Annotated in this window: 22 protein-coding genes and 1 other annotated feature; of the genes, 6 read left to right on the top strand and 16 right to left on the bottom strand. The window is 44.9% G+C overall.

Annotated elements, in window-relative coordinates:
* The first annotated feature begins 211 nt into the window (after window positions 1-211).
* Window positions 212-1,471, top strand: a complete 1,260-nt coding sequence (gene ftsW, locus WA407_RS22080; RefSeq protein WP_061829008.1) for a putative lipid II flippase FtsW — start codon at window positions 212-214, stop codon at window positions 1,469-1,471.
* Between the two features lie 225 nt (window positions 1,472-1,696).
* Here ftsW and WA407_RS22075 read toward each other — a convergent pair whose 3' ends face one another.
* Entirely contained in the window at window positions 1,697-2,062 is a 366-nt protein-coding gene (locus WA407_RS22075; RefSeq protein ID WP_235309494.1) for an Asp23/Gls24 family envelope stress response protein, read from the bottom strand.
* Between the two features lie 192 nt (window positions 2,063-2,254).
* On the opposite strand from WA407_RS22075, the gene cax reads away from it, so the two are divergent.
* On the top strand, window positions 2,255-3,325 hold the full coding sequence (gene cax / locus WA407_RS22070) for a calcium/proton exchanger (RefSeq protein WP_336078368.1): 1,071 nt from the start codon (window positions 2,255-2,257) through the stop codon (window positions 3,323-3,325).
* 141 nt (window positions 3,326-3,466) lie between these two features.
* Here cax and WA407_RS22065 read toward each other — a convergent pair whose 3' ends face one another.
* The 5 genes from WA407_RS22065 to WA407_RS22045 form a co-directional block, all read right to left on the bottom strand.
* Window positions 3,467-3,757, bottom strand: coding sequence for a YlaN family protein (locus WA407_RS22065; RefSeq protein WP_007431028.1), 291 nt, complete (start codon window positions 3,755-3,757; stop codon window positions 3,467-3,469).
* 141 nt (window positions 3,758-3,898) lie between these two features.
* On the bottom strand, window positions 3,899-4,141 hold the full coding sequence (locus tag WA407_RS22060) for an HPr family phosphocarrier protein (RefSeq protein ID WP_013310915.1): 243 nt from the start codon (window positions 4,139-4,141) through the stop codon (window positions 3,899-3,901).
* 89 nt (window positions 4,142-4,230) lie between these two features.
* Complete coding sequence (locus WA407_RS22055; RefSeq protein ID WP_013310916.1) at window positions 4,231-5,346, bottom strand: aminopeptidase; 1,116 nt, start codon at window positions 5,344-5,346, stop codon at window positions 4,231-4,233.
* Between the two features lie 76 nt (window positions 5,347-5,422).
* Window positions 5,423-6,247, bottom strand: a complete 825-nt coding sequence (locus tag WA407_RS22050; RefSeq protein ID WP_254328595.1) for a hypothetical protein — start codon at window positions 6,245-6,247, stop codon at window positions 5,423-5,425.
* Window positions 6,248-6,465: 218 nt separating this feature from the next.
* Window positions 6,466-8,451, bottom strand: a complete 1,986-nt coding sequence (locus WA407_RS22045; RefSeq protein ID WP_336078367.1) for a sensor domain-containing diguanylate cyclase — start codon at window positions 8,449-8,451, stop codon at window positions 6,466-6,468.
* A 436-nt stretch (window positions 8,452-8,887) separates the two neighbouring features.
* Between WA407_RS22045 and rpsD the strand changes: the two genes are divergently transcribed.
* Complete coding sequence (rpsD, locus tag WA407_RS22040) at window positions 8,888-9,487, top strand: 30S ribosomal protein S4 (protein ID WP_061829003.1); 600 nt, start codon at window positions 8,888-8,890, stop codon at window positions 9,485-9,487.
* A gap of 78 nt (window positions 9,488-9,565) precedes the next feature.
* Here the strand turns inward: rpsD and WA407_RS22035 are convergent, their stop codons facing one another.
* Both WA407_RS22035 and tyrS read right to left on the bottom strand, forming a co-directional pair.
* Window positions 9,566-10,435 (bottom strand): AraC family transcriptional regulator, encoded by an 870-nt coding sequence (locus WA407_RS22035; RefSeq protein ID WP_254349993.1) that lies wholly within the window; start codon window positions 10,433-10,435, stop codon window positions 9,566-9,568.
* A 201-nt stretch (window positions 10,436-10,636) separates the two neighbouring features.
* Complete coding sequence (tyrS, locus tag WA407_RS22030; RefSeq protein ID WP_165177396.1) at window positions 10,637-11,890, bottom strand: tyrosine--tRNA ligase; 1,254 nt, start codon at window positions 11,888-11,890, stop codon at window positions 10,637-10,639.
* Window positions 11,891-11,956: 66 nt separating this feature from the next.
* Window positions 11,957-12,223: a binding site (T-box leader), on the bottom strand.
* Between the two features lie 135 nt (window positions 12,224-12,358).
* On the opposite strand from tyrS, the gene WA407_RS22025 reads away from it, so the two are divergent.
* Entirely contained in the window at window positions 12,359-15,382 is a 3,024-nt protein-coding gene (locus WA407_RS22025) for a transglycosylase domain-containing protein (RefSeq protein WP_235309492.1), read from the top strand.
* A 123-nt stretch (window positions 15,383-15,505) separates the two neighbouring features.
* On the opposite strand, the gene acsA is transcribed toward WA407_RS22025, so the two are convergent.
* Window positions 15,506-17,221: an acetate--CoA ligase gene (acsA, locus tag WA407_RS22020; RefSeq protein WP_165177400.1), complete on the bottom strand. Its 1,716-nt coding sequence runs from the start codon at window positions 17,219-17,221 to the stop codon at window positions 15,506-15,508.
* Between the two features lie 239 nt (window positions 17,222-17,460).
* Here acsA and WA407_RS22015 point away from each other — a divergent pair, with 239 nt between their 5' ends.
* Complete coding sequence (locus WA407_RS22015) at window positions 17,461-18,093, top strand: GNAT family N-acetyltransferase (protein WP_061828998.1); 633 nt, start codon at window positions 17,461-17,463, stop codon at window positions 18,091-18,093.
* A 12-nt stretch (window positions 18,094-18,105) separates the two neighbouring features.
* Here the strand turns inward: WA407_RS22015 and WA407_RS22010 are convergent, their stop codons facing one another.
* The 4 genes from WA407_RS22010 to WA407_RS21995 all read right to left on the bottom strand — a co-directional run bounded on the left by WA407_RS22010 (window position 18,106) and on the right by WA407_RS21995 (window position 20,922).
* Window positions 18,106-18,804: a 5'-methylthioadenosine/adenosylhomocysteine nucleosidase gene (locus WA407_RS22010; protein WP_235309490.1), complete on the bottom strand. Its 699-nt coding sequence runs from the start codon at window positions 18,802-18,804 to the stop codon at window positions 18,106-18,108.
* Window positions 18,805-18,918: 114 nt separating this feature from the next.
* Window positions 18,919-19,926: a catabolite control protein A gene (ccpA, locus tag WA407_RS22005; protein WP_061828996.1), complete on the bottom strand. Its 1,008-nt coding sequence runs from the start codon at window positions 19,924-19,926 to the stop codon at window positions 18,919-18,921.
* 106 nt (window positions 19,927-20,032) lie between these two features.
* Window positions 20,033-20,374 (bottom strand): bacillithiol system redox-active protein YtxJ, encoded by a 342-nt coding sequence (gene ytxJ / locus WA407_RS22000; RefSeq protein WP_061828995.1) that lies wholly within the window; start codon window positions 20,372-20,374, stop codon window positions 20,033-20,035.
* 101 nt (window positions 20,375-20,475) lie between these two features.
* A complete protein-coding gene (locus tag WA407_RS21995) occupies window positions 20,476-20,922 on the bottom strand; it encodes a hypothetical protein (RefSeq protein ID WP_165177404.1) in 447 nt (148 codons plus the stop codon).
* 338 nt (window positions 20,923-21,260) lie between these two features.
* Here WA407_RS21995 and WA407_RS21990 point away from each other — a divergent pair, with 338 nt between their 5' ends.
* Window positions 21,261-21,797: a type 1 glutamine amidotransferase domain-containing protein gene (locus WA407_RS21990; RefSeq protein ID WP_023989335.1), complete on the top strand. Its 537-nt coding sequence runs from the start codon at window positions 21,261-21,263 to the stop codon at window positions 21,795-21,797.
* A 249-nt stretch (window positions 21,798-22,046) separates the two neighbouring features.
* Here WA407_RS21990 and ptsP read toward each other — a convergent pair whose 3' ends face one another.
* The 3 genes from ptsP to WA407_RS21975 all read right to left on the bottom strand — a co-directional run bounded on the left by ptsP (window position 22,047) and on the right by WA407_RS21975 (window position 26,411).
* Window positions 22,047-23,792 carry a phosphoenolpyruvate--protein phosphotransferase gene (gene ptsP / locus WA407_RS21985; protein ID WP_254329784.1) on the bottom strand — a complete coding sequence of 582 codons (1,746 nt, stop codon included), beginning with the start codon at window positions 23,790-23,792 and terminating at the stop codon, window positions 22,047-22,049.
* Window positions 23,789-25,672 carry a glucose PTS transporter subunit IIA gene (locus WA407_RS21980; RefSeq protein ID WP_023989337.1) on the bottom strand — a complete coding sequence of 628 codons (1,884 nt, stop codon included), beginning with the start codon at window positions 25,670-25,672 and terminating at the stop codon, window positions 23,789-23,791. The genes ptsP and WA407_RS21980 overlap by 4 nt, the downstream gene beginning before the upstream one ends.
* Window positions 25,673-25,976: 304 nt before the next feature.
* Window positions 25,977-26,411, bottom strand: a complete 435-nt coding sequence (locus WA407_RS21975; RefSeq protein WP_336078366.1) for a CoA-binding protein — start codon at window positions 26,409-26,411, stop codon at window positions 25,977-25,979.
* Window positions 26,412-26,428: the final 17 nt, after the last annotated feature.

Below are 26,428 nucleotides of genomic sequence, written 5' to 3'. Positions count from 1 at the left end.
CCGATTAATCATGCAGCGTCACCACGTATGCACCGCTACTCTCAAGTCTTCATTTTTATCCTATTGTAGCAGATATGGAATTGTTGCGATATCTGTTGCTCCAGGGAGCTTGCAGAAGCCCATCAAACATAATATGATAAAATGGATAAACGATAAAATGATAACCGTCTGCGAGGAATATACCTTGTGACGAATACCGGGGGAAGCTGATATGAGAAATACGAAGCCGGAGACTCGAAGAAGAGGCACACCGGATTTCCAATTGCTGATCCTCACTTTGTTACTGGTTGGATTCGGTGTAATTATGGTATTTAGCTCCAGCTCCAGCGTAGCTCTGCTGAATAAAGAATACAATTTTGATTCTTTATATTTTGTGAAGCGCCAATCTGCTTTTGCTGTACTTGGACTTTTTATTATGTTGGTAGCTATGAATATTAAGATGGAAAAATATAAAAAGCTTTTTGTACCTTTATTTTTCATAACTATATTACTGCTAATCATCGTTCTTTTTACAGGCTCACTTAACGGCGCAAAAAGCTGGCTCAGGTTTGGTAGTGTTGGCTTCCAGCCAACGGAGCTTGCGAAAATTTCCATCATTCTTTACTTATCCGCACTCATCGTCAAAAAAGGAGATCGCTTTAGAGATCTGCGGACTGGCTACATACCTGTAACAGTCATTGTAGGTTGTGTTGCAGGACTCATCATGCTTCAACCTGATTTAGGTTCCTGCTTCATTTTGGTTGCTACGAGTGGTCTGATTATTTATGCCGGGGGAGCCAGTGTCAAGCATATTACAGCATCCATTGTTCTGCTCGTGCTAGGTGCTTCCATCGTGTTTGGTATTGGGTCGTTGTTTGGAGGAGATTCTGGAACCACAGATGGACAAGCTGCTGCCCAGCAAGATTATAAAATCGGGCGCTTTCAAGCCTTTCTTAATCCCGAGAAATATAGACAAGGAACGGGATACAATCTGGTACAGTCCTTACAAGCTATAGGTGAAGGCGGCTTAAACGGGTCAGGCTTTGGTAAAGGTATTATCAAGCTACACTATCTCCCCAATTCGTTTAATGATTTTATCTTTTCCGTAATCGGTGAAGAATTCGGATTTATCGGAACAGCCATATTCCTGATGCTATATTTGTATTTCATTTGGCGAGGCATGATCATTGCTCTGCGTTGTCATGATCCGTTCGGAACGTTGGTAGGCACCGGCATCATGGGTTTGATCGCCATTCAGGCCTTCATTAATATCGGCGGTGTAACCCAAACGATTCCAATCACTGGCGTAACGCTTCCATTTATCAGCTTTGGTGGCTCCTCCCTACTTGTCATGATGTTTTCCATGGGCATTATGCTCAGTATTTCTCGTGAGAACACCAAACAAGCGGTGCAGGAACGCACCACAGGGGTAGCTGTCCGTAATGAAGTACCCAATCGCTTTCAAACTCGTAGAACCAACCGTTTTCGCTAAAAAAGAACTTCCAAGGTCCACTTACAACGGTGGCTTTGGAAGTTCTTTTGGTTATGTATAAAATACGAGAGCCCTCTGCAAAAATGGCTATACTGTTGATTCACAAAACGAAAACTGGCGATTCTATAACCACCAGTTTTCGTGTTTTTATTCGGGTTATCCCACGGAATTTCCCGACATGTATACAATTGGTTAAAAACATCAATTTGTCGGTTCCTGATTCTTTTACACTGCGTCGTCCTTGAACGCGACACCTTCCACTTTTACGTTCACTTCCACAACCCGCAAACCCGTCATACTTTCGACGGCTTCTCGCACATTTTGCTGAAGAATTCGGGATACCTCATGAATAGGTGTTTCGTAGAGCACGACAATACGTAGATCAATGGCAGCTTCCAGCTGTCCAACCTCCACTGATACGCCTTTTTGTACATTTTTACCGCTCAGCCTTTTGGCCCAGCCTTCCGATAAACCGCCTGACATTGCAGCAATGCCCGGTGTCTCTAATGCGGCCATCCCGGCAATTTTACCTACGACATCGTTGGAAATCTTGATGTTTCCTGCTTCCAGTTGTTGAATTTGCTCTGCCATGACCTATGTCCCCCTTCATCCATCCTTTATTTGTATTGTAAAGCCTCAGCCACTCCAAATGCAAACCCTACGTATGAAAAACAACTTTCGTTTACAACCTATATCATTTTGGGTATATTAATTTAGAAAATCCATACAAGTGACAGCTTTCGCCAAACTTGTACACATCTATTGATATCGAGGTGCTCTTCATTGAAAAAATGGTTATCTCCCGCTTTGCTCATAGCGACATTTGCTCTTAGCGCAGTCGCTCATTACACCCATTGGAATGCAATAGCCCAATTTGTCATTTGTGCAATTTCTGTTGTATTCGTAGCCGGTTTTCTCGGCAGGGCGACCGAAAGTGTCGCGCATTATGCTGGCCAACGTCTAGGTGGGTTCTTAAATGCCACCTTTGGTAACGCAGCCGAACTGATCATCGCCATCTTTCTCGTTAAAGAAGGTCTTTACGATATGGTAAAGGCCAGTCTTACCGGTTCCATCATCGGTAATCTGCTGCTGGTGCTCGGAGCAAGTCTGTTCGCAGGCGGTTTGAAGTACAAAGTGCAAAATTTCAATATATCGCTGGCTGGATTAAGTGGTTCTCTGATGATTGTGGCTGTTATTGCCTTGTTCGTTCCAGCTGTCTTTCTGAACACACACGTTATCACAGATAGCGAATCAGATACGCTCAGCCTGATTGTCGCAGGCACGCTCATTGTCGCGTATATTGCGTGGCTTATTTTTTCTATGATTACGCATAAGGACTATTTAGCTGACGTGACCGAACAAAAAGATGAAGAATTGCCACATGAGCATACCCCTGTGTGGTCCAGAAACAAATCCATTGCCTATTTGGTACTCGCTACCGTCATGGTCGCTTTTGTCAGCGAATGGCTGGTAGGTACACTGGAGGTGTTTACAACCCAATTTGGGCTCAGCGAATTGTTCGTAGGTGCCTTCCTCGTCGCTATTATTGGTAATGCAGCAGAACATAGCGCTGCTATTTTACTGGCGATGAAAAACAAAATCGGTGCATCGGTCGAAATAGCTGTCGGCAGCAGTTTGCAAATTGCGCTATTTGTTGCCCCTGTGCTGATTTTTGTCAGTTACTTTATGGGAAACACGATGAATATTGTTTTCACCACTATTGAGCTGGTCGCCATTGCTGTCGCTGTATTTATCGCCAAATCCATCACCCAGGACGGCTCAACCAACTGGTATGAGGGACTCATGCTACTGGTAGTGTATGTATTGTTAGGTGTATCCTTCTTCCTTGTGTAGCTTTTAAGGTTTTAAAATGTGCATTAGGATGGTGGAAGGGCGAGGCGCTTTTGCCATCCTAAAGGAACATTTTTTTAAAAAAAGGCATCAAAAAAAGCATGCTCTCAAACTCCGCATGCTCTCATCAATTCAACCGTCTTCCTAATTGGCCTTATTATTCATGGCCTCATATAGAATAGCCAGATTGCGTTCCAGCTCACTGACCAGCTGTTTACCTACCATTTCTGGAAGAAGTCCAGCGCGAACCGCAAAATCCACTTCCTTGGAAAATCCGTACATCTGAGTATCCAGCACTTCCTCATAGAGAGGGCAATAACGGGTTGCCAGATTCTCCATCTGTACTTCAATAAGCTTCTTTATTTTATCTGCATCTTCCTGAAGCAGATTAATAGCCTTGATATTCAATTGTTCCTGCAAATCAGATGAAGTCATGGATTCTTCCCCCCTATGTCTCAATGTCGCACAAGACGTCCTATCCTTAATATTAGACCAAATTGCAGGCTAATACAAGAACCTGACAAAAAAAGCATCCCTACAGTTACAGGTAGGGATGCTTTTGCTTCAAGAATAAAGTTAGCTGGCTACTGAAATATGAAGTCCGTGCTTCTCGAATACCTCGATGATCGCTTTCTTAGCTTCCTCCGCATCTGGTCCATGAACGTGTAGTTCATAGCTATGGCTGCTGACTAGGGTCGTAAACAAGCCCAGTATACTTTTCACATCAATATACTTATTTTCGGAATGAAGGACGATGGAAGAGGTGAACTTGCTCGCCGTCTGTGCAATTTCAACAACCGCCGCGTTATTATTGGACATAGAGATCCCTCGCTTTACTGAATTGTCATGTATCGTTACTCACCCATAATAATACATTGAAATCGCTTTCTCAGCAAGAACGGATATCGTTATTTTAAATTCTCAGGGTTTAATGGCTCCAGCTCAGGCAGAACAAAGATGCCGTCTTTACGAATCAAAACATCGTCAAAATAAATTTCACCACCGCCATATTCTGGACGCTGAATCAACACCAAATCCCAGTGGATCGATGAACGATTACCGTTATCCGCTGTTTCATAAGCTTGACCCGGTGTAAAATGCAAGCTGCCGGCGATTTTCTCGTCAAACAAAATATCCTTCATTGGATGTAAAATGTGCGGATTAAATCCGATGGCAAACTCGCCAATATAACGTGCTCCCTCGTCAGAATCGAGAATATCATTCAGCCGCTTCGTATCGTTACTCGTCGCTTCCACAATCTTACCATTTTCAAAACGGAATTTAACATTTTCAAAAGTAATACCATTATACAAGGTTTGTGCATTGTAGCTGATAGTTCCGTTTACGGAATCACGTACAGGCGCGCTGTATACTTCGCCATCCGGGATATTGCATTGACCTGAACACTTGATAGCTCCGATTTGCTTAATAGAGAAATTCAAATCCGTACCCGGTCCGCTGATCCGTACCTTGTCCGTCCGATTCATCAGGTCTGCCAATGCATCTTGAGCTTTGTCCATTTTTGCATAATCCAGATTACACACATCGAAATAAAAATCTTCGAACGCTTCTGTGCTGATATTCGCCAATTGAGCCATGCTGTCATTCGGATAACGCAGCACTACCCATTTAGTGTGTTTCACCCGTTGTTCGCTATGTACCGCATGCTGATAAATGGAATTATACATTTTCATTTTATCTTCCGGCACATCTGACAGATCATTTACATTTTCACCTGCACGTATTCCGATGTAGCAGTGCATTTGCTTCATCCGGTTAAGGTCAATCTCAGCCCAGGTCTCCAGCATCTCCTTTGTCGCGTGACGAAGCATGGCGCTCTGTACCTTACGGTCTGTAAGTTGTACAAAAACATTTCCACCTTTTTTACCAACTTCATGAATGATGGCGTTAAGCAAGTCGCGCTCTGTACCAATCATTTCGATCAATACATTTTCTCCAGGCTGCACTTCAACAGAGTAACCGACCAGATTTTCCGCCAGTTTTAGTATTCTAGGATCTTTCATGTAGTGTCTCTCCTTTTCTATTTCATTCTTTTTGAACAATGGTTAATTCAAAATTCATTGTATCATGCCCGCCACGTTACTTGTAGTCCTTAAAAGTAACTCTGGTTATCAAAGCCTCTTGATGCAGTTCTTCATTCGCTCCCTGTCGGGAAATCCTGCATTCCGATGAAAGCTTTAAGGGTAAACCTGTTTGGCGATCTATGGTCAGATGATACACAGTACGCACAATGGATTGCTCCAGCTGGTTGCTCATATCCTCACAACTTTGTGCCCATATTTGGCTCAACTTCTTTTGCAGTTCTCGATTCGTTCCTGTATGCTGCGTTTTTAATATCCCGATTTGAGGGTTTAAAGTATTCATTTCTTTTATTAAACGATCTTTCAACCAGCGCTTTGCCGAAGCAGATTCCGGTTCAATCCTCAACACCCAAGTTCCCCGGGCAGCTCCCGTTTCCATACGAATGCTCTTATTCAGTGTATTTAATTCCTCAAGCTCCTGAATCGGATTAAAGCGATTTAACATACCATTTCTAACCAGAGGGGGATAACCGGATGTCAGCGCAACCCATTTTCCACTCTGACGAAGAAAACGTTCTTGTGTAACATCATCCTCGGACTTACCTTGTTGCAGAGCTGCGTAGCCACCTTGCTTACGAAAAGCCACTGCAGAGCCCCAGTGCATGGTCAATTCATCGTGATTTCTTAGCCTACCGCGATATTCAAACTGCTTATTCGTCGGCAGACCACTGTCAGCTCTAATTGCAGTTCGTCCAGTAAACGTTACCATCTCTTTGCCGGCCATTCCTGCAACAGCTCTCTTAAAAATCTGCTCAGGAGTATATTGTCGATCCAGTGCACAACCACTTAACACACCTATTACAAGGAACACACAAACCTGCATCACCCATTGCTTTCTCCAATACATCCATCATCCGTCCTATCCTGAACATAACTGTACTCATGAGCAATAAGCCTGCTTCAAGGCAGTTATGCTACCTGGTTCACTTTATCGTGTTTTCCCTATAATTCAATCATACACACGATATAGCTACGTTTAGGATTACCTGTCTGCAATGGGTTATGCAAGACAAAAAGAGAACATTCCCTATGGAATATTCTCTACACATTGGCTACATGATCAACAACTATTCGATTGCGTCCTTCATTTTTCGCTTCGTACAAGGCCATATCAGCCCTATAAAATAAAGATTCAATACTGATCTGCTCATCCAGCCAGTTCCATTCAGCAATCCCACAAGAAACAGTCACCTGAGGCTCGGTTTCATGCTGCACACGGTAACGTATTTTTTCTGCATATTCGAGCGCCTGCTGAACCCCCAGCTGCGGTAAATAAATGGCAAGCTCCTCGCCGCCCCATCTTGCACATACATCCTCATCGCGAGTCGCCGAACGAACGATATTGCTGACACTTATCAAAATTTCGTCACCCGTCTGATGCCCATGCGTATCATTCACCTGTTTAAATTGATCAATATCTACCAAAATAAGAGATCCACAGAAATCCTTTTCCTGATGTTGCTGAATGATTTGGTCCACATAGTGACGTACATACAGACCTGTTAACATATCCATATTAGCCAATCGCCGCACTTCAGCGTGCAGCATAGCATTGGTTACCGCCAATCCGATATGAGGGGCTAGCATTTGCAGCATTTTGTAATTATCGTAAGAGAAAAAGTGTGGAAGCTTGCTGGACAATAGTATAACCCCTTTAGGAGTATCGCTGGTCTTCATAGGTACAGCCATCAAAGACTGGGAGTCTGTCGCATCCATAAAATGAGAGGATATCTTTCCATCCTTTCTATAGTCCGACACAATCACTGGTTCTCCTGTTAAGCGTATCAGCCCTGCAAATCCATCTTCAAGAGGGTAACTTTCCAGTCTTAAGCTTTCCACATTACTCGACATGACTTTAAAACAATTTCCATCCTGATCAAGCTGTACAATACAACAAAAGTCCGCCATGAACATTTTTAATAACTCCTGCACGGCAAATTCAAATATTTCATTTAACTTCAGGCTCTGATTCAAGCGCTGAACCAGTTCATTAATGAGACGCAATTCATGGATAAGTACATTCGATTGCTCAAGCAGCTTCGCATTTTCAAATGCAGTACCAGCCGTATCCGCCATCATGGCAATCAGCTCTACATCCACTTTTTTCATACTATCCGCACCCGATGGAAGAATCATATGGAAAACACCGTATACACCCTGCTTGCCACGTAATGGGATGGCGATTTCAGTTATTTCATCTTGTGTACCGACAGGCTCGTTCACAGCCATTTGCCCTTTCATAAATGCACGAACGCATACATCTTCATCCCGTTCATGCAGCAGCAAAGGTTTGACCTGCGGATTGCGACTGTGTCGATCCTGACTCATGTACAAGGTGATATCTACATGGGGAAACAAATAGGCGATGCTCCCGAATACCTCATCCAGCACGCCTTCCACGTCAATTTTGTCATGCATCCGTTTTACAATCTGAAATAAAATAGAACGGCGTCTACCTTCACGATCGCTTCGATTCTGCATCCCAAGGATATCTTCCATAAATATGTACTCAAACTTCGAGTAAAAGCAGGATTTAAAATGTAAAGCAGCTACTAACAATGTGTCCTGATTTGAGACAGAATGTTGAACAGGCTGTGTAAAACGAAGAGCGGCAAAGGGCTCCCTCTTATAATTACGGCATAGTATGGGAACCATATACACAAACGCAAGGCTTCCATCACGAAGTTTGCGCTGGCTCACTTCCATCTCTCTAGATATGCAACAACGTTCGACCAAATCCAAATCCTCGTCATCATCTTCTTCCCTACCAGCAACACGAACACCTATAAAATTAAAAACAGCAGTATACTCTTCGTTAATCCAAGATATACCATTGCTCTGCTGTAACCAACTCCGATATCCTTGGACAAGAAGCTGATTAATATAGGGGAAATCATAGGGTGTCATATCCATGTTCTGGAGCCAGGCAAAAGACGTATATCCTTTATCATCAAACAGCGGAGCACCGCTAGCCTGGACTGTTTTACTGTCAAGCATTTGCTGATCCGTTGTTGAAAATTCCGACATATTAAGGCGCTCCTTCACAGCAAAGTTAGCTGTACCAAGACAGCGGCTATACACCACTATAGCTCATAATATGATCTATTTTACTCTCAACTTTAGAAATTTGCATCCATTTTTCAGAAATTCGTCCCACTTTTTTAGTTCTAAAGCCCTATCGACAAATTTTGACGTTTTCATTCTTTTTCTCTTCTTGACATTGACCTAGTCTTACATATAGTATATATTATTGAAAAAGACTGTACGGCAGAACTATCTACTGTGCGGATCTTAAATTTTGGGCGTAACAGTTTGTGTCACCCTCATCTTTTTTGTTGCTGACAGGACAGCGGCTGAACTTTTCTGTCAGTAGTGCGTCTTACCTTAATAGGTAGCGCCGAACAAATTGGAGCGCAAAGAGAGCCCCAACTCAAATTTTAATTATGAAGGAGTTAACTCTATAATGGCACGTTACACTGGTCCTAAATTTAAATTGAGCCGTCGTCTCGGTATTTCCCTGAGCGGCACAGGTAAAGAATTGAAACGCCCTTTCCCTCCGGGACAACATGGTGCAAACCAACGGAGAAAAATCAGCAACTACGGTATGCAGCTTCAAGAGAAACAAAAGCTGCGTCACATGTACGGCTTGGGTGAAAAACAATTCCGTACCCTGTTCAACAAAGCTCAACACATGCACGGTATCGCTGGTGAAAACTTTATGTTCTTGCTGGAAAGCCGTCTGGACAACCTTGTATTCCGTCTTGGCTTTGCTAATTCCCGTGCAGGCGCACGTCAATTGGTAGCTCACGGTCACGTTACTGTGAACGGTAAAAAAGTTGACATCGCTTCTTACCAAGTAAGCCCTGGCGACGTGATCGGTCTTCGTGAAAGAAGTCGTTCCCTGTCTTCCATCAAAGAAGCTTTGGAAAACCGCAACCACTTGGCAGCTTACCTGGAGTACAATGACGCAGCTCTGGAAGGTAAATTCATTCGTTTGCCTGAGCGTGGCGAATTGTCCCAAGATATCGATGAAAAACAAATCGTCGAATTCTACAACCGCTAATCCTTGCATTAGCACCAAAAAGCACCCGAATTTATTCGGGTGCTTTTTTATATTCTCTATGCATCGAGCCTGAGGGTTTTATTCAATGGGGATGTATACCTTCATACTCAAATGATCTGGATAGCAGGAATTCATCACGTCCGTAATTTCAAAATCAGGCCCCTCCCTCCGTTCAAAATTAGAATTAGGAAGCCATGTGCCATAGATAAAGTCTCGTATATTCTGAACCCGTCCATCTGAACCCGAAGCGTCAAACTCAGCATACTTCCCTGCTGGAATCTCAATATATATGAAACCCTCTGCCAGTTCTTTTGACTCTTTTTCAACTGCCTCGCCCACCACAAATGAAAATGCACCGTTATCTTCAAATCGACAGGCAACCCCATATGACATTCCCGGTGCAATTTTGTTCGGGATACACATAAAATATTCATTTGCTCCAAAGTGTCCATAAAATCCTGGGATTTCTTTATAGTGCTGCTCATTATTCAGATTTGTTTTATATTCATATCCTACAATTTTGACCGTTTCGAGCTGCAATATCACCGGCTTATTCACATCCAAATCCCCCATCGTATTTTTTTGGTAATCCAGAAAATTGATTTTACTTTGCCCAGGAAGCTCAATATCACCGTTACGATACTTCCCAGGGGTGATCCCAAAATTCTTTTCAAAAGCGCGGGTAAAAGCCTCTTGTGAGTTGTACTGATACTCAATAGCAACGTCCAACACTTTTTGATTGGATTGTTTTAGCTGTTCAGCCGCCTCGGACAATCTTCTCCTTCTTATATATTGTTGAACCGTAAAACCCGAAATGGCCTGAAAAACCCGCTGGAAATGAAAAGCTGAAAAGCATGCCTGTGAAGCAATATCGGCAATTTTTAGATCCTCCCGGAGATTCAATTCAATAAACTCAATCGCACACTGAATTCGTTTAAAGTAGTCCATATAATCCTTCCCCGCACTTGTAATTGTTTTGGTTATCGATCCTACACCGAAATTGTGCAACCCACGTTTTCATTATGTATAACTCTTTACCTACATGTTTGATTATTTGTGCTAAGTTTACCATGACTTTTCACTTTGCAGAAATAAAAAAGCAACGCTGAGATCGATACAATCTCAACGCTGCTTTTGAATATATTTTCATTATCCAAGCTTGATTTTAGCAAATTTTCGTTTACCTACCTGCACAATGTCGCCTTCCTTCGGCGTGTATGCTTCGTTCACATCGGTCCATTTCTCTTCGTTAATTTTGACCGAACCCTGCTGAATACTGCGCTTGGCTTCACCGTTAGATGCTGCAAAGCCCAGATGAGTCAGCAACTGGATCACACGAATGCCACCTTCTTCTAACTGATCAGCCGTCAAGGTGAACTCTTCAATATCATCAGGCAGCGCACGTTGCTGGAATACGGTCACAAAATGCTGCTTCGCTGCTTCCTCTGCTTCTTCACCATGGTACATGCGCACTAACGTTCCAGCCAGCTTCATTTTGGCATCACGTGGATGCACTGAGCCGTCCTTAACACCTTTCGCCAGCTCTGCCAGCTCCTCGTTGTTGATATCCGTTGCAAGCTCAAAATATTTCAGCATCAGCTCGTCAGGAACGGACATGGACTTACCGTATATTTCGTTCGGCTCCTCATCAACACCAATGTAGTTCCCCAAACTTTTGCTCATCTTCTGGACGCCATCCAGCCCTTCAAGCAATGGTAATGTAATCGTAGCCTGCGGCTCAACTCCGTATTCTTTTTGCAGGGTTCTGCCCATTAGCAGATTAAACTTCTGATCCGTCCCCCCCAATTCAATATCGCTTTGGAGAGCCACGGAATCCATGCCCTGCATCAGCGGGTAAAAGAACTCATGGATGCTGATCGGCAATCCGTTTTGGTACCTTTTTGTAAAATCATCCCGTTCCAACATACGGGCAACCGTTACTTTGGCCGACAGGGTTACTACATCAGCAAAAGACATTGGCCCTAACCATTCGGAATTGTAGAATACCTTTGTTTTTTCAGGATCGAGAATTTTAAAAATTTGTTCCTTGTACGTTTGTGCATTACGCTGTACATCTTCCTCAGTCAGTTGCTTGCGAGTCTCCGATTTACCTGTCGGATCACCAATTCTTCCCGTAAAATCTCCGATAATCAGTTGCACTTGATGGCCTAATTCCTGGAACTGGCGCAGTTTGTGCATAACAACCGTATGTCCGATGTGAATGTCAGGCGCAGATGGATCAAGACCCAGCTTAATTTTGAGTGGCTCGCCGCTAACGACCGATTTAATAACCTTACGCTTCAGCTCATCCTCAGGTACAATTTCCGCTACTCCACGACGTATCACCTCTAGCTGTCGCTCGACCTCTACCTGTTGCTCCGGCTTCAATTCTTCCCACTTCATGCTGTATACCCCCTATTTTTCATCCAAAATATTACATATTAGACAAACCAAAAAGCCCCTTTCATCCCAAGGGACGAGAAGGAGCTGCTCGCGTTACCACCCTAATTAAAGAAACGCATGTCAAAGACAGACATTTCTTTCACTTCATTCCTATAACGGGCCTACACCCGGTACTGGATTACTATGGCAGCTTCGCAAATCTGCAAATGCTTTCCATTCATCCAGACAGCTCCAGACGGTAATTCAAAGGAGGGACGCTACCGATTCACACCACCCATCGGCTCTCTGTACAACGTGAATCCGCCTTCTACTGAAGTCTTTCTCTGCTTTTCACGATATTTACTTTGACCTATTTATACCACACTGCTTTTATGTAGTCAACGACACCAAAAGACAGGCTTTTTAGCATATGGGTTCATTTTGTAATTTTATGCTATAATAATGGCTGTTATAAAGGAGGAAGACTTAATGGTTGAAGAAAAAAACAATGTATCAGAGCCAAAGCCTTCCCGCTTGCGGACAACCATGCGAAGGCTCGGCCGTGTCATAAAGTGGGTCGTCATCATCGGTTTTATGGGGGCACTATTTGCAGGAGGAGCCGCCGCCGGCTATGTTGCTTCTATTGTAAAAAGCGAACCCGTGCGTTCCAGATCCATGATCCTACAGGAAGTAGATAAGAATGCAATCACAGGCTTCGCTTATTTCAATGATGGCTCTCCCATCGGACAACTTCGGACAGAAGAAGATCGAAGACCTGTCACGTTTAAGGAGATTCCACAACTCGTCATTGACGCAGTCATTGCCATTGAAGATAATCATTTTTACGAGCATAAAGGTGTCGATCTGTCGGGAACGCTGCGTGCTGTGAAGCAAAAGGCGCTGCATGAATCCGTACAAACCGGGGGTAGTACCCTCACCCAGCAGCTTGCACGTCGTGTCTTTCTAAATCTCGATCGCACGGATGACCGCAAGGTCAAAGAAATTTTGCTTTCTCTGCGCCTTGAGCGCTTCCTAAGCAAGCAACAAATTATTACGGCCTATCTCAATAAAGTACCTTTTGGTAATGGTTCAAGCGGTTACAACGTCTTTGGCATTAAAGCAGCGGCCAAAGGTATCTTTAATGAGAATGATCTGAACGAGCTTAATATAGCCCAGGCTGCCTATCTAGCAGGTTTGCCACAGCTTCCTTCTTCTTATTCTGCTTTCAACGGTAAGGGTGAGTTTAATGAAGCTGGCTTTAAAAGAGCCATCAACCGCCAGCACCTGGTACTCAGTCGAATGCTGGAGGAGAACAAAATCAATAAAGCACAGTATGATGAAGCGATGGCTTTTGATATCAAAAAATCTCTCGCACCACGCACTGTTAAAGCTTATAACACCTATCCATACCTTATGATGGAAACAGAACGACAAGCTGCGCAGGCACTCATGTCTGTCACCAATCCGGGTCAAGCAGCTAATGCCAGTGCAGATACCAAGACAAAGGATGATAACGATTTACTCAAAGAAGCCGAACAGCAGCTTCGCACAGGCGGTTATATGGTGTACACCACCATTGATAAGAGCGTATACAAATCTATGCGTCAAATTGCAGAAAATAAAAACAACTTCTCTGCCACTAGTAAAACCAAGGGTGACGAACAAGCAGCGGCTATTCTGATTCAGCATAAAACAGGCGCCATTCTTGGAATGATGGAAGGTCGGGACTTCCAAAAGGAGCAGATGAATTATGCCACCCAGATGGTACGTCAGCCGGGTTCGGCAATGAAACCGATTGCTGCCTATCTCCCTGCATTGGACAGCGGTCTTGTGCAGCCTGGTAGTATCGTGGATGATGCCCCTATTATTTTGAAAGATGGCAGTAATGGATATCACATTCCGAAAAATTCTAACAACCGCTATCAAGGATTGGTCACGGCGCGTTATGCACTGAATCAATCGCTAAATACGATAGCACTCAAGCTGTTTAACGAAAAAGTAGGGATTAGCAATGCTTGGGCTTTTGCTAAAAAACTGGGTATCACCACCTTGGAATCTAGTGATAACAACGCCCAAACGGGTGTACTTGGCGGCTTAGCCCACGGGGTGACCGTCGAGGAACTCACGAATGCATATGGAGCCATTCCAAATGGCGGTGTGTTTAATGATGCCTATATGATCGAAAAGATTGTGGATTCGCAAGGCAATATTGTATATAAGCATCAGCCTAATCCTGTGCAGGCCTTCTCACCGCAAACCGCCTACCTGATGACAGATATGTTGCGTACAGCCGTGTCGGAAGGCACAGGCAGACTGGTGAAGCGGAACTTTGATCAATCCGGTAAGATTCCGATTGCCGGCAAGACAGGCACTACGCAATCCTACACTGATGTTTGGTTCGAGGGCTTTACGCCTGACGTCACACTGGGTGTATGGGTTGGTTACAAGCAACCTGTCAATAAGCTTGAAACGAAAGTCCAAAAAGAGCGGGCTCGCCGCTTATGGGCTCTAATCATGAATGAAGTAACAGCTAAGGATGCTCAGCTGTTCCAAACGGACAGCTTCAAGAGACCTGACGGCATTGTAAGCCGTACAGCATCCGCGTATGGTTCGGACATTTATAACAGTAAGTATCCACCTAAAAACAGTGAAAATGGTGTGAGCCGTGCGAAATATATTACCTACCAAGGTGTGAATTATATTCCACGCGATGGTACACCGGATGATATGTTATATGAACGGACCGTTAGGAAACGGGAAAAGTCAATCTCAGAATTGATTAAAGAGCTTCAGCAAGCCTTTAAGGTGATGAGACGACATAACTCGTTGTCCTATTATCTGCCTCAGGATGCAGATAAGGAAGCTCCTACTCAGATTGATCCACGCAAGGACGATGGAGCAGCCCCTAACGCTCCATCTAGCGTCAACGTAAGCTATAGTGACGGTAAAGCCATAATCAGCTTTAGCCCAAGCGGAAACAGCGACGTCGTAGGATACCGTCTGTATCGTTCTACAGATGGGGGTAGCTTCCAACGGCTTGGCAAGGTCGTTATGGCTGACGGCTCCAAGGTGTTTTCTGACAGCCCTGGAGGCAGCAGCTCCAGCTACTACGTGACTGCCGTTGATGTGGGCGGTCATGAGTCCGGGCCAAGCACGAAAGCAAGCGCAGCACCTGTGGTGCCACCTGCAGATTCTGAGTCTCCAAACGTTCCGGGCGAGGGAGATGGAACAGGTGCGCAGCCTACAGAGGTTCCTACTGCCCCTGGACAGCCTCAAGCTAAAGCCGCTGGCTCATCCGTAGCGCTCCAATGGAGCGCAGGTAAATCTGCGGACGCTATTACAGGCTATAACGTGTATTACAGCGAAAACGGTGCGGAGCCTTTTACAAACATAGGCTCTACCGCATCTACCAGCTTTGAATATAAGTCAGGGAAAAAGCTAAAAGGTTGGTTTCGTGTCACTTCCATGAATGCCATGGGGGAATCGGCTCCTTCCGGAGCCGTCCGTCCATAACTGAAGACAAAAGCAGAAAGTGATAGGTTGGGTGAAGATGAGATTCGCCCTAACAAAAAGGGAGTCCCCTTAGCCATTAAGGCTTTGGAGACTCCCTTTTTTAATTCTAATATGCAGAGCACTTCAATCCTCTATGGTGGATAAGTCACCTGTAGGAAGGTTAAGCTCCCAGGCTTTCAACACGCGTCTCATAATTTTACCGGAACGGGTTTTGGGTAACTTTTCCTTAAACTCAATTTCGCGTGGAGCAGCATGAGCAGACAGCCCTTCCTTAACGAAGCGATAGATGTCCTGCTTTAAAGCTTCAGACGGTGCATAGCCTTCACGCAGTGCAACAAAAGCTTTGATAATCTCTCCCCGCACGGTATCTGGTTTTCCAATAACTCCGGCTTCCGCTACAGCAGGATGCTCCAGAAGCTTGCTCTCCACCTCAAAAGGGCCGATGCGCTCCCCGGAGGAGTTAATGACATCATCAATCCTACCCTGAAACCAGAAATATCCGTCCTCATCCATGTAAGCTGAATCACCCGATACATACCAACCGGGAAAGCGGAAATATTCCTGAAACTTGTTCGGATTGTTCCATATACGATTCATCATGGATGGCCATGGTGTACGGATCGCCAAGTGGCCCATCCGGTTAGGAGGCAACACCTGCCCTCTGTCGTCCAAAATAGCAGCCTGGATACCTGGGAGTGGCTTTCCCATCGAACCTGGCTTAATCGGCAGCTCAGGGTAATTACAGATCAACTGTGCTCCTGTTTCTGTCATCCACCAAGTATCATGAATGCGTTGTGTATACACTTGCCATCCCCATCGCACCACTTCTGGATTCAGCGGTTCCCCAACGGATAAAACATGCCGCAGACTGCTAAGATCATATTTGGAAACAACCTGCTCCCCTGCGCTCATCAGCATCCGAAACGCTGTAGGAGCACTATACCATATGGTCACTTCGTGACGCTCAATCGTGCGGTACCAGTCTTCCGGGCTGAAACGCCCCCCACGAATGACATTCGTCGCTCCATTTAGCCATGGAGCAAAAATACCGTATGATGTTCCCGTGACCCAGCCAGGATCAGCAGTACACCAATACACATCATCTTCTCGCAAATCCAGCACCATTTTCCCAGTATAGTAATGCTGAATCATTGCATTTTGCACATGATACACGCCTTTGGGCTTGCCTGTTGAGCCTGATGTATAGTGAATAATTAATCCATCTTCACGATTCAACCATTCTGGCTCAAGTTCCTCTGAGGATGTGAGCATTTCTGTCTCAAAATCGATAATTCCCTGCTCGCGTTCATCCATATCACCAACCACAAAAATATGTCGCAGCTCAGGAAGCTCCTCACGTTTTACCCGTGACAGAAGCGCAGGTGTGGTCACTAATGCTACTGCCCCACTATCCTCCAATCGATCCTTAACCGCAGTTTCCATAAACGCCTCAAACAATGGACCGACAACAGCCCCTACCTTTAGAACACCAAGTAAACTAATAACCAGCTCGGGTGAACGCGGCATGAAAATAAACACCCGCTCCCCTTTACCAATACCGTATTTGCGAAGCACATTTCCGAACCTGTTAGAGCTAGCACGAAGCTGAGAGAAGGTGTAGGTTTCATGACGGTTTGCGTCACAATACAATAGTGCCGCTTTCTCCCCTCGTCCTTCCTGTACATGTCGATCAATGGCTTCATGTGCCATATTTACCTTGCCTGTTTCATACCACGTAAAATGACGCTCTGCATCTTCCCACTGAAAGTTGTTGTAAGCTTGTTCATACGGGCCCATGTTGGATGTGGGAACTACAGTCTGGAGTTCTTCAAACTTCATACGTTCAGCCTCCTCACAATAGATTAATGAGAATCACACAGAACAAGATAACGCTTACAAAATCAATAAAGCAGATGAAGCCCTTTGGTTTACTGATTGATTTAAATTGTGAACATTTTATGTCTAAAACAGTATATCATAGGTCAGGATGTGACGACCATCCTTTTCATTTAATTGTTTTTTTGCTATAAGTAGGGGATATGAGGAACGAGCTTATGGCGAACAAGGAGGGCGTACGCATGCAGCATTTAAAACTGTACCACTTGGATACGCTGGATCATAACGGACAAACAATCTATGTAGAAGGCCCCGTATCCGCGGATCAACTGCGTTCATTTCAAATGCACAAGCAATTAGATGCCTTTCGCAAACCAAAGGAACAGTTCGATGCATTAGTGGATATTTCGGAACTGCCAGAAGGCAGAATTATCATTGCCCACAACGGGGAAACTCTCCTGGGATATGTTACTTTTCATTACCCAGATGAGATGGAGCGCTGGTCGGAAGCTGGCATGAAGGATTTACTGGAACTTGGAGCTGTTGAGGTAGCCGATGACTATCGTGGTCTGGGCCTGGGTAGCCGAATGATTCGGATTGCCTTTGAGGACGGCCAGCTTGAATCCTATATTATTTTTACGACCGAATACTATTGGCATTGGGATTTAAAAGGCAGCGGTCTCTCCGTGTGGGAATACCGCCGCATGATGGAACGTCTGATGAAAACTGTAGATATGGTCTGGTACGCCACTGATGATCCTGAAATATGTTCACATCCTGCTAACTGTCTGATGGTACGAATGGGAAAGGATGTGCCCCTTGCATCACAGGAGCAGTTTGACCATATCCGGTTTGTCCGAAGATTCATGTATTAAAAAATTATACCATTAGCCCAAATGCTTGAGCATGAACTCCACAATACGATGCGAACGATGTGAAGCTTCTACCGTAAATTCAGCATAATTAACGTGAGCCGATCCATCAGCCTTATCTGACATAGACCGTAGGACAACATAAGGCACAGCGTTCATATGAGCTGTCTGAGCCACAGCTGCACCTTCCATTTCGGTACAAGCACCGTCCATTTCCTGATGCAATGCAGTCACTAACTCACGACTTGCAACAAATTGATCGCCAGAAAGCACCTTGCCGACAATATAACGATCGCCAAACGATTTGCAGGCTTGCTCAGCTAGACTTACAAGCTCAGGATTAGCCACAAACTCTGAGGTGTCCTGATAAGGAATGACTCCTCTGGCATAACCTAAAGGCGTTACATCCATATCATGCTGCATACATGTTGATGAGATGACAATATCCCCAATGTTTAAATCGGGATGAACGGCCCCTGCCACTCCCGTAAATATAATCTGTTCCACACCAAAATGATCAATCAGGATTTGTGTTGTTACCGCAGCATTAACCTTGCCTACACCGGATTTGCAGACAACGACTCTTTGCCCGTGAATGATTCCTGTAGTGTACGTGATTCCAGCCTTGACCGTCTTGCTTGCTTCCGTCATCGCTGCCAGCAGCAATTCAATTTCTTCATCCATAGCACCCATTAATCCGTAAAGTCGGCTCATTACGCATCCCTCTATTCTTGGTTTGATGATGATGTCCATAAGAAGCTTTATATCCGCGAAAAAAGCTCCATCAAAGGAGCTTTCATCGAAGGTATATCCTATTCAGCACTGCGTCTAGTCTAAATAATTAACTGACAACCGCAAAATAGTTTCATGCGGCAAAATAACGCGAGGGTTCTCCACGTTTTCCTTTTTCATCAGCTTGGTCAGCAAACGCATCGCTACCGCACCCAAATCGTACATCGGTTGCGCGACGGTTGTCAGCTGAGGACGAACCATAGAGGCCATACGAATATTGTCGACACTGATTACCGAAAAATCATCAGGAACTTTCAATCCCTCATCCTGAATACTGTGGATTGCACCAATTGCCATTTCATCCGTAGCAGCAAAAATTGCACTTGGCTTCTTCTTTAGGCCGAGAAAATATTTCATTGCTTCGACACCGGATTCATAACGGTAGTTCCCGATTCGCACGAGATCCTCCTGATAATCAATTCCGGCTGTTTCCAGTGCTCTCTTGTAACCTTGGAAACGTGCATAGCCGTTTGCAGGGTCTTGAAGAGTACCACTGATCATTGCGATTTGACGGTGTCCATGGCGGATCAACGTGTTTACTGCATCATAAGCAGCGGCTTCATGGTCGATATCGACCGAAGGATAGCTTCCTTTTTCATCACTCGTTGCACATAGAACAATAGGGACCGCAGCTGTATGGAACGCCTGAATATGCTCGTCCGTTACTGTACCACCCATGAACAGAAGACCATCCACTTGCTTTTCAAGCAATGTGTTGATGACACGAATCTCTTTTTCTTTTCGCTTGTCGGCATTACACAAAATAATATTATAGTGATACATATTCGCTATATCTTCAATACCGCGCGCAATTTCTGCAAAAATTGAGTTCGATATATCCGGTATAACCACGCCGACGGTCGTTGTCTTCTTGCTGGCCAGACCTCTAGCGACCGCATTTGGACGATATCCCAATTGTTCAATCGCTTCGTACACTTTCTTGCGGGTCTGAGGTTTCACATTAGGATTATTGTTAACTACGCGGGACACTGTGGCCATTGAGACACCAGCTTCGCGAGCTACATCATAGATCGTTACCGTCACATTCCTTCTCTCCATTGCCAATAAATTTTCAACCGAATCCTAGATCAACTAATTAGAACCATGATACGACAAAATACTACTTTATGCAACGACAGCACACATTTATCTATGTGAGATGATCGTGGAGTGCACGGGCTGTAATATTCGAATGGGATGTATGCCAAACAGCCTCTCCGTCCTTGATTAAAATGGCCTGCGGGGATTCATGCTTCACCTGAAGCCTGTCCGCGGTTTCATTGGACACCGGCCGATCTTCTACTACATAAATGATACCGTATTCAATATTTTCGTTGGGAGCGCCATGCAAATAGGACTCCACTTCCTGATATGCGCCTGCACTTATCGGACAACGTGTGCTATGTTTAAAGAGAAGCAACGGCTTGTCTGATGACGCTTCCAGAGCCGTATTTAATTGTTGAACAGTAGTCATTTTTGTCATCGTCGCCATTGGATATACATTCCTTTCTGTGTCTTGTCGTATGGCCTATTCTCATCGTAACAAAAAGAACATGTAAAATCCAATGGTGACCATGAAAATTTTCATATTTTTTAGTTTTTTGTATTCGTAAATACCGATTCACTGGTAAAACCGGATAATTGAACCAATTTTCTCTCTACATCATTCATCCAATCTTCGTCTCCCAGACTTCTCGCATAGCGATAAAGATCCAATAAGAGATTAATTCGAAGCTCCATCCGCTCCTCCAAAGCAGATTGCCAATCCACATTGGGATTGTCCGCTTCCTCCAGTACAAGCTTGCGAATGATTTCTGCCAGTTCATTGTTGCGAGCAAAAGATATTCTCCGTGCCGTAGGTTTGCTCCCTAGACTTTGTAATAGTGCCTTAATGTCTTTCGTCACATGCTGCAAAACCTCACTGGAAAAGCATGACGAGCATGAGAATACAGGGACGTGCAAAATTTCAACCTTGCCCGCATAGATTACCTTTCGCAGTTCCAGTCCCATCGGTTTGCCACATTGACATTGCTTATGCATTTAACCACCTCATTACGTAGGATCAAACTATACGAGGATCTCGTCAGAATCCAAATATATCTATCTACTAGTCTAATAAATATTTGTTAACTCCATTAAATCTATCATACCTTGTTTTATTTCGACTTTGGGACCTCAAATCCTTCCACAGATTGCAGCTATGAACAAATTACCAAAGCTTTGGCGGGTCGGAAATTGACGACAATTGCTGTTAAAGAGCAGACTACTAACATAAGAATCTGCGAAGGAATGGACTTCGGGCGTTCTTTTTCTTAAGATGTAAAAGTACAGATTACAAAACAGAGGTGTCATCATGTGACGCACGAAAGGATGGTTGGATGTCAAGACTTGCCGGAAAAAAGGTTATCGCCCTAGTGGATGAGGAATTCGAGGATCTGGAGCTGTGGTATCCGATTTACCGTGTTCGTGAAGAAGGCGCAGAAGTGCATTTAGCCGGTGCGGAAAAGGGTAAAAAATATATTGGAAAATATGGCGTACCTGCTGAAGCGGAATATGCCTTTGAGGAACTGAATAGCAGTGATTATGACGGGATTCTCGTCCCTGGCGGTTGGGCACCTGATAAACTGCGCCGCTATCCCAAAGTAATCCAACTCGTACAGGAGTTTCATGCTGCTCATAAGCCGATTGGACAAATCTGCCATGCAGGCTGGGTACTGATCTCTGCTAAAATTTTGGATGGTGTTACGGTAACCTCCACACCAGGTATTCGTGATGATATGGAGAATGCAGGAGCTATTTGGAAGGATGAGGCAGTTGTAACGGATGGACATATTGTATCTGCTCGTCGGCCACCTGATCTTCCACCTTACGGAAAAGCGTTCTGCGATTTGTTAGCAGATAACACCCGGAAATAAGAGAATAAGTCCTGACACTCAGGGCTTGAATAACCCAATCTAATGGAATCAGGATAATTGCTAATTATGAATTTTCCATAATCACAAGAGGTTGTCAACAAGATGAAAAAAAGAACCTTCAAAACCACTTTATTCATGGTTTTGAAGGTTCTTTTTCATCTAAACCATGCTACGCCATTATGGTTTGCTACGACAAACCTAACAGTACGGAGTTCGGCTCCTCCTGAAGATGTATACGGACATTACATATTACTGCCGTCCAGGCCCGGCCGGAGTGCAGCTGACATTAGCTGCAGTGAGCTTGTCTTCGATCGCTGCACCAGTGGACATGCCAAAGCAAACCTGAGCGACTGTCTTTGCCTCAGATGCAGTCGTATTCAGCACACGATGCTTGACCCGCAATAATGATTGGGGAGACATGCTGAGTTGATGTATCCCCAGTTCCAGCCAAAGAGGAACGGACCGTTCATCTCCAGCCATCTCACCACATACACTCACATCAATTCCCGCTTGATGTGCCGCTTGTGCAGTCATGCGCAGCATTCGAAGTACAGCTGGATGGTATGGATGGTACATATGTGCAATCTGCTCATTCATACGGTCTACAGCCAGCACATACTGAACCAGATCATTCGTTCCGATACTAAAAAAATCTGTTTCAGCTGCCAATAGATCAGCGATCATCGCCGCAGCCGGTACCTCAATCATAATTCCTCGCTGAATGTTCGGATTATAGGCAAGTCCTCTTGCATCCAAATCCGCCATAGCCTCCTTCAAAAGAGCATCTGCCTGGCGGACCTCCTCCACGGATGAAATCATCGGATACATTACCTTGATATTTCCCATTGCACTGGCTCGCAAAATTGCAGTCAACTGGGTTTTAAACAATTCCTTCCAATCCAGACTGATCCGTATAGCACGGTAACCTAGAAAAGGATTTTCTTCCTCTGGTAGTTGAAGATAGTCCAACGGCTTATCTCCACCGATATCCAATGTACGGATGACTACGGAGTGGTTTCCTGCCTTTTCCGCTATCAGCCGATATACTTCATACTGTTCCTCTTCATCTGGAGCAGATTTGCGATCCATGTATAAAAATTCCGTGCGGAACAGTCCTACACCTTGAGCGCCATGCTTCAAAGCCGCCTCCAGCTCTTTAATCGAACTAATATTGGCCGCCAGCCTCAGAGTGGTTCCATCCTTGGTCACGGCATCTACAGAAGCAAGTACCTGAAGCTGCTCTTTTCTGCGTCGCTGCTCGTCGCGCAAAATTTTATAATGATCAGTTACCGTTTTTTCCGGATTCACATAAACTTTGCCCAGGTCTCCGTCCACAACCATCATGTCTCCCGTTTGAACGGGCAAATTCAGATTGCTCTCCAGTCCTGAAACAAGTGGAATACCAAGTGCACGGGCCATGATCGCAGAATGCGAAGTTTTACCACCATTCATAGTTACAATCCCTAAAACATAGCTAGGATTCAAGTGTGCCGATTGGGAGGGTGAAAGCTCCTTGGCTACCAGAATATAGGGCTGTGTGTCCTTGGGAAGAGTCACCTCCGGTGCACCTAGCAAATGCTTGAGCAACCGGTTCCCCACATCTTTGATATCAATTGCCCGCTCCTTCATATATTCATCGTCCAGTAAATCAAACATTGTCACAAAATGATCAATGGCTTCCTTCACGGCCACCTCGGCCGCCTTGTACTGACGCTCAATAATTCCACGAATTTCATTCATGAATTCCGGATCTTCCAATATCGCAAGATGAGCATCAAAGATGCTGGATTCTTCTGGCCCCACCATCTCTCGAAACTCATCCTTAATAAACTGGATTTCACTTTTGGATGTGCGTATCCCTTCATACAAACGTTCAAATTCCTTTGCAAGATCTACCGCATCCATTTTTTGATCAGGTAAATCCCACTCCCAGCTCGGCAGGACAAATGCCTTCCCGATTGCCACACCTGCTGCGGCGCCGATGCCTTCTATCATGTTTCTACCCCTCCAACATTCCTGTCATGCAGCACAACGGACATTACCGAGGCCTGACCTTTTTTCACTGTTTTAAACGGAGCAAAGCTCCACGACTTGACGCGATCCGGATTCGTGATGACCATAGGAGTCACCAGCGATGGAGCTTGCTCTCGCAGCGCCTGCAAATCAAATTTGATCAGCAATTGCCCCGGTTCCACCGTATCGCCTGCTTCTACCATAGCAGTAAAATTCCCTTTTAGCTGTGAAGTATCAATCCCGATGTGAAGTAGAACTTCAAGTCCTTCTCGTGTGGAGATGCCTAAAGCGTGCATAGTCGGATACAAATGCATCACAGTACCATACACCGGAGAAACAAGTTCACCGCGTTCAGGAACAAAAGCAACACCGTCCCCGACCAGCTTCGTCGCAAAAATTTTGTCAGGCACTTCATGAATCGGTAGCATTTTTCCATGTACAGGAGCGTTGAACAAAATTTGAGGGAGATCACGCTCCATCAGCTTCGCGATTTCCTCACGAATCAGTTCTGAATACGTTCCGAATACAACCTGCAAATTACCCCCACCCAGATTGATAAGTCCGGCCGATCCCAAAGCCTTCATCGCTCCGGTATCAATCAGCCTGTCATTGTGGACGGTCAGCCGCAAACGTGTGATGCAGGCCTCTACCTGCACAATATTTTCCTTCCCGCCAAGTGCTTCCAAAATAAGCGGAGCACTATAAGGAATATTGCCGGCCCAATCCTCCAGAACTGAACCTTCCTCGCGCCCAGGAGTTGGAATACGGAACCGCCGGATAGCCCATCGAAACAGTACATAATACACAAGCCCGTACGCCACCCCCACTGGAATTAACAACCAGGCGTTATGTGAGAGATGAAAATTAAGGACATAATCTATAAAACCCGCCGAATAGGAAAATCCGTGATGAATATCCAGCTCAAAGGTAAGCCACATGGCCAGCCCAGACATAACTGCATGAACGAGGAACAAATAAGGAGCAGCAAACAAAAAGGCAAACTCAATCTGTTCCGACACTCCAGTAAAAAAGCAAACAAGCGCAGCTGTCAAAAATGTTTTTTGCACCTTTGGCTTCAAATCTTCACGCGCTTCCTGAATGATCGCCAGCGCAATGGCAGGGATGGCAAACATCATAATGGGGAACAACCCGGACATGAAATAGCCCGCTGTCGGATCGCCAGCAAAAAACCGGGGTAAATCGCCCTGTACAACGTTGCCAGACGGCGTTTTATATGTACCCAGTTGAAACCAAAAAATATTATTAAGCAGATGGTGAAGACCAAAGGCCGCCAGCAACCGGTATAGAATACCGTAGATAAACAGTCCAAAGCCGCCCAAGCTTGATTCCAGACCTACTATAAATTGCAGCCCTCTCTGTATGAGTGGGGCAATAATTAGCATGAGTCCTGCAAACACAGCCGAGAAGAGACCAATAAGCAGCAGAACAAATCGGGTACCTCCAAAAAATTGAAGCACCTCGGGCAATTTGATGCTTTTGAAGCGATTATAGGCCACCCCTGAAATGACCCCCAAAATGATACCAATGAGCGTCGCCGGTTGAATGAGTCCGTTTCCAAATCTCAATGTGACCTGATCGTATATAGCCATACCAGCCAATGCTGCCAGTCCCGCCTGACCTGCCTGATTCGACATACCCAGGGCAACACCAACCGCAAATAAATATGGCAAAAAATAAAAAATCCCGTGTCCAGCCGCATTTGCCATATCAGACACCATAGGGAATCCCCATGTGGACCAAGGAAGGCTGCCGAGACTTAGCAATATTGCAGCGGCTGGTAGCACCATCGTCGGGAGCATGACAGCACGACCGAGCTGTTGTAAGGATCCGAGCCAATTCATGGCATTCCTCTCCTTTCTATCCCTGATGGTAAGCCGAATAAATACTTTTGTCAAAGCAATGATTCCATCTGCCAAAATATTTATTTACGCTACTACAGGTCAAAAACTTTATCATCACAACAGATAACACTATGAATTCGTTTAGAGCTATTTCATCATCAAGACATACATACATTATATGGATTCATGAAAGTATAATATACTGTACCATATTCCTCGTTTCGCACCAAAAACCTTCAACCCTGTGAAGCAAGGGAAGAAGGTTTTTATTCATCTGCGTATAGCACAGATCACTGATCCATGTTTATCCTTTACGTACAGCTTGGGTCACTGAGTCCTCCACCTTAATGCAACGATCCATAATAACCGTCATTCCATGCTCCTGCGCAATGTCAGCGGCTTCCTGGCTTATAATTCCCTGTTGAAGCCACAAAATCTTAGCTCCAATAGTAGCTGCTTCACGCGCAACCTCTGCACAGTATTCACTGCGGCGGAATACATTGACCAGCTCCACAGGCTCAGGTACTTCAGCAAGACTGGCATAACAAGTCTCCCCAAGAATCGTTTGCCCTGCCGCCGCAGGGTTAACTGGAATAATCCGGTATCCCCGCTTCTGCATGGCATAAGAAACCATGTATGAGGTACGGTCCGATTTATCAGACAAACCAACAACCGCAATATTGCCTACTTGTTCCAAAATGCTTTTAATCTCTTCTCTTGACGGATTTTCAAAAGCCATTCTGTTCCCTCCTATTC

This window comes from Paenibacillus sp. 203 (genome assembly GCF_037027525.1).
Taxonomy (GTDB): domain Bacteria; phylum Bacillota; class Bacilli; order Paenibacillales; family Paenibacillaceae; genus Paenibacillus; species Paenibacillus polymyxa_B.
This window is presented reverse-complemented; position numbering and strand designations above follow the sequence as displayed.